This is a genomic window from Actinomycetota bacterium, from assembly GCA_036280995.1.
Classification (GTDB): Bacteria; Actinomycetota; CALGFH01; order CALGFH01; family CALGFH01; genus CALGFH01.
In genome coordinates, this window is sequence record DASUPQ010000673.1 from 1 (window position 1) to 3,951 (window position 3,951).

General features: G+C 67.3%; 3 protein-coding genes. 2 read left to right on the forward strand and 1 reads right to left on the reverse strand.

All coding sequences use genetic code 11. The features are described from left to right. Together VF468_22870 and VF468_22875 are read left to right on the forward strand one after the other, a co-directional pair. Window positions 1–223 (forward strand): hypothetical protein (locus VF468_22870; protein ID HEX5881132.1); only part of this gene is annotated, 223 nt, incomplete at its 5' end. Continuing rightward, complete coding sequence (locus VF468_22875) at window positions 220–879, forward strand: hypothetical protein (protein HEX5881133.1); 660 nt, start codon at window positions 220–222, stop codon at window positions 877–879. The genes VF468_22870 and VF468_22875, both read left to right, overlap by 4 nt. A 411-nt stretch (window positions 880–1,290) precedes the next feature. Here VF468_22875 and VF468_22880 read toward each other — a convergent pair whose 3' ends face one another. Next, window positions 1,291–1,557, reverse strand: coding sequence for a hypothetical protein (locus tag VF468_22880; protein HEX5881134.1), 267 nt, complete (start codon window positions 1,555–1,557; stop codon window positions 1,291–1,293). Window positions 1,558–3,951: the final 2,394 nt, after the last annotated feature.

Here is a 3,951-nt window from a genome sequence, read left to right on the forward strand (position 1 = left end):
CGGGGAGCGGGCGGTCGTCCAGGGCCTGCTGATGGGCTCGGTCGTGGCCGTCATGGTCGCGACCCTGCTGCTGATCAGGACCCTGGACGCGCCCTACCGGCCTGGCCTCGGCCAGCTTCAACCGGTCGCCATGGACCAGACCCTCGGGCTCATCGACCAAGCCCGCGGCGCCCTGGGCCAGGACGACCCACCCCCCTGCGACGCCCAGGGGCAGCCGACATGACCAGCCTGGCGCCCGGAACAGGGGACGGCGGCTCCGGGAGACGCATCTGGGTCGAGGTCGCCTCGGCCATCCTCCTAAGCGTGGCCGCGCTCGCCATCGCCTGGAGCGGCTACCAGGCGAGCCGCTGGACGGGCGAGCAGGCCAAGGCCTTCAGCCGGGCCAACGCCGCCCGGGTGGAGTCGACCCGCTGGTCGAACCTGGCCAACAGCCAGAGCGAGATCGACGTCGCCACCTTCACCCAGTGGGTGAACAGCTACGCCCGCAACGAGACCGAGTTGGCCGACTTCTACCGCAAGCGGTTCCGCCCGGAGTTCATGCCGGCGGTGGAGACCTGGATCGCCACCCGGCCGCTCAAGAACCCGGACGCACCCCTGACGCCCTTCGCCACCCCCCAGTACCACCTGGCAGCAAGGGCCGAGTCCGATCGCCTGGAGACGAAGGCGGGGGCGGAGGCCGCCGTGGCGAACAGGAACGTCCAGCGCGCCACCAACTACGTCCTCGGCGTGGTCTTGTTCTCGTCCGCGCTGTTCTTCGCCGGCATCAGCTCCCGGATCGGGAACCAGGGAACCCGCGCCGTGGTCCTCGGGATCGGCTGGCTGATGCTGCTGACCGGGCTGGTCTGGATCACCACGCTCCCGATCAGCCTGTCGATCTAGCCGCCGCCATCCAGGGGCCCATGCCTCGTGGCGACGGGCGCCGTCTCCGGGTGGCAGTGGGCGCACCGACCTTGTCGGTCGGTTTCTCCCATGTGGCCGACGACCCGCCGGGTGACCGTGGCCTGCGGTGCTCGGCCGGAGAAGGCTGTTGACCTGAAGAGATGATGCCCGGAGCTACCCGTGATGTCCGAGGCGCTCCGGTCAGTGGCGGCTCGGTCGCGGCCCAGCGCGACCCGTGCTAGGCAGATAGAGGGCATGGCTGGTGAGGACGATCGTCAGTGAGGCTTGGTGGTGACGGCACCAGCTCGGCGATGGGCGAGGCCCGTCCAGCGGACCACGAGCCTCGTTAGCAAGCGTGCGATAGGGCGCACGGCAGCATGAACCGGCAGGTGGGGAGCAGCGACGATGCCGCTAGTCGTCCTCGGGCTGGGGAGGCCGAAGGTTGTCGGCGAAGATCCTCAAGACCCCCGCGACCGTCTCCATGATTGGGCTTGGGTCGATGCCCATCTCAGCGACCCGCGTGGCCGCTGGCACCATGTCCCCCTCGATGAACCCGACGAGTAGCGTGCCAAGCTTGAGGCCGATCCACTCCTCAGCCTCGGAGGTGCGCAGGAATGCTTCCAGTTCGGCAACTAAGGCCTTCATGTCCAACTCGGGTGCTAGGTCCCCATTGACCATGTGCGCTCCCCCGTCCCCAGCGGCGGTCGATGTTCGGACACCGACAACACCGACAACGTCGACAACGCGACGTGTGGCCGGAGCCTACCCGGCTGCTGCCCTTTCAAGCGACAATCATCAACGGCCAAGCCTGGGCAGTCGCATGGAGAAACGCTGACGGATTGGCGACCGTTACGCCTTGAACCCTGCTGGCGAGCGGGCTCTGTAATGCCGTAGACGATCAGTGAGACTACAGGGCGTCCGCACTGTATCGGCTTGTGTGGAGAGTGAGGCCGGTTGCCAGGTGGCCGTCGTATCGTTGCCGACCGAGTCGGGCCGCTGCAGACGGCCGCTCGCAGGGCCGGCCTTGAGTTCGTAGACAAACTCCTCACACGAACCTCACCAGCCCGGACATGACGGAATGGAACGCGTGCATGCTCTATCCGCGTCCCGCTCGTCGCATCCCTGGTCGGGGCGGCGCCTCCGGGCCAGCCGTGTCAAGGTGGTGGCCCTAGCCGGCCGGTCTCGAGCACCCGTCCGGGCCGGTCACCGCCTCGAAGACCTCTATGGAGTCGACCTGGAGCTCAGTGAAAGCGCTGGTCGTTGAGGCGGAGGTGGGATTCGAACCCGCCGGCTCGGTACTTCATCAGCCGTGCTCCTGGCCGCGAGGGCATTTTCGAGCTGGGTTGTTCATACCAGTCGTGACCGCTCGTCTCCACCCAGAATCGGTGGTTCCCGATGCCGTGCGGACCCGGCATGGACCCCCACCATCGGCGCTCACCTTGGATACCCCAGCCACGTCCTTTGCTCGCCTCAGCAGGAAGCAACCAGTGTCATGGCCGCCGCCATCCTCGGTTCTGCCTCAACGCTGCCTCAAGCGGCCTCGAAGAGGGGAGTTCAGAACCATCACGTCCGGTAGTTGATCGCACGGAGGACGTGCCTAAGGTCGATTCCACGTTGGCGAGCGCGACCGCGTGGAGCCGGCGATCAGCAGGGCAACGCTGCGGATCGGCGCGGGGCGACCTGAATCGGCGCGACCGGTTCCAGGCAGCGCAAGGCGTGCTGCTCTTAACGCTGACCGGCACCAAGCCGCCGCAGCCACCGGGTGCCAGCGCCGAAGGCGGCGGCTAGGGCGGCCAGGGCGGCCAGGGTGGAGACCAGGCGGTTCAGGCGACCGTTCATGGGGGCTCCTCTCAGCGGGCTGGTGGTCAGCGCCGCTTGGTGCCGGCGCCGAGGGCGGCGGCCAGGGCGGCTAGGGTGGCCAGGCCGTAGGCCAGGCGGTCAGACGGTCTTCAGGGCCACCATCGCAACGGACCCGGTTCTGGTCATCACCCGTTTCGGATGCGGTTTACCGCCGTGTGGCACGACCAGTAACCAGTAGTGGTTGACCCTTCAGATCGAAGCTAAGGGCACCTTGTGGCACGGCGGCGGGGACACGTCGGCTCATGCCTGGCCGTGATGGTCACCAGCTCAGCCGGAGGGCAAGGCCCGTTCTCGGTGACACCTGCCTCGTTGGCAAGCCGCGAAGGCGTCGCGGCAGCTGGCGGGTGACCTCCTCCGTGTCAGAGACCATCGGCCGGTCGAGCGACCTGCGACCCTTGTCGTCCGCGGCTTTCTGAGCTGCGACGATGGCTGACCGCCGCTGACCGAGGTTGTCCCGTGCTTCCCAAATTTCTGTGGCCCAATGTGGCCCAGGGATCCGCAGCTGCCGTGGGCGCAAGACTCGCCGGCGGTCCGACGCTGCGAGATCGGATCTTATCCCAAATGGGTGATGCGGCACTGCCCTGGTGCAGGCAACATGAGAAAGGAGTTCTTGCTGGGCGGTCGACCGTGGCTGGCAACGGTCTTTCCCACTGTCGTCCTCCGATCGGCGGAAGGGGCGAAGATCATGAGCAATGACGTATCTCAGAAGGCCATTCAGGTCAACCGCAGCCTCGTGGTCGGGGGAGGGGCGCTGGTCGGGATCGGTGGTCTTCTGGGGTTTACGGGCATGGTGCTCGTCGGCTCTGCGCTCCTCTCAGCGACCCGGCAGTGGGTAAACCAGCTGGAGCAACCCCCCAGCGAGATCGCGAGGCGCAAATGGCAGCAGGCCAGGGCCGCTGCCTCTGCAGGTACCGAGGCATGGCGGAACGGACCTCAGACCCCGTCGTCCCCTTCCTTGGTAAGCGGGCAGCGCGGTCGTGCTGACCCTCGACAGGGGGCAGGCAGCGCACCGGCGGGCTAGTGGCACTGTTGCCTTAACCGTCGTCGGTGGCTTGACGCGTCATGGGACCGAGAGGCCGGTCCGGCGAGAAACGGTAGAAAGGTGCGGCATCCGCCGCGGGAGCTCGATACCCAGATCGGCCTGCTCCACGACGTTCCGGAGGGTCGGGGAGTCGAGGTTGGCAAGCTGGGTGCCAGCCGGTGTCTGAACTG

What these genes read in the sequence shown, in the direction of transcription:
- VF468_22880 (HEX5881134.1), bottom strand. Translation starts at nt 1,557, where the DNA reads ATGGTCAATGGGGACCTAGCACCCGAGTTGGACATGAAGGCCTTAGTT.
- VF468_22875 (HEX5881133.1), top strand. Translation starts at nt 220, where the DNA reads ATGACCAGCCTGGCGCCCGGAACAGGGGACGGCGGCTCCGGGAGACGC.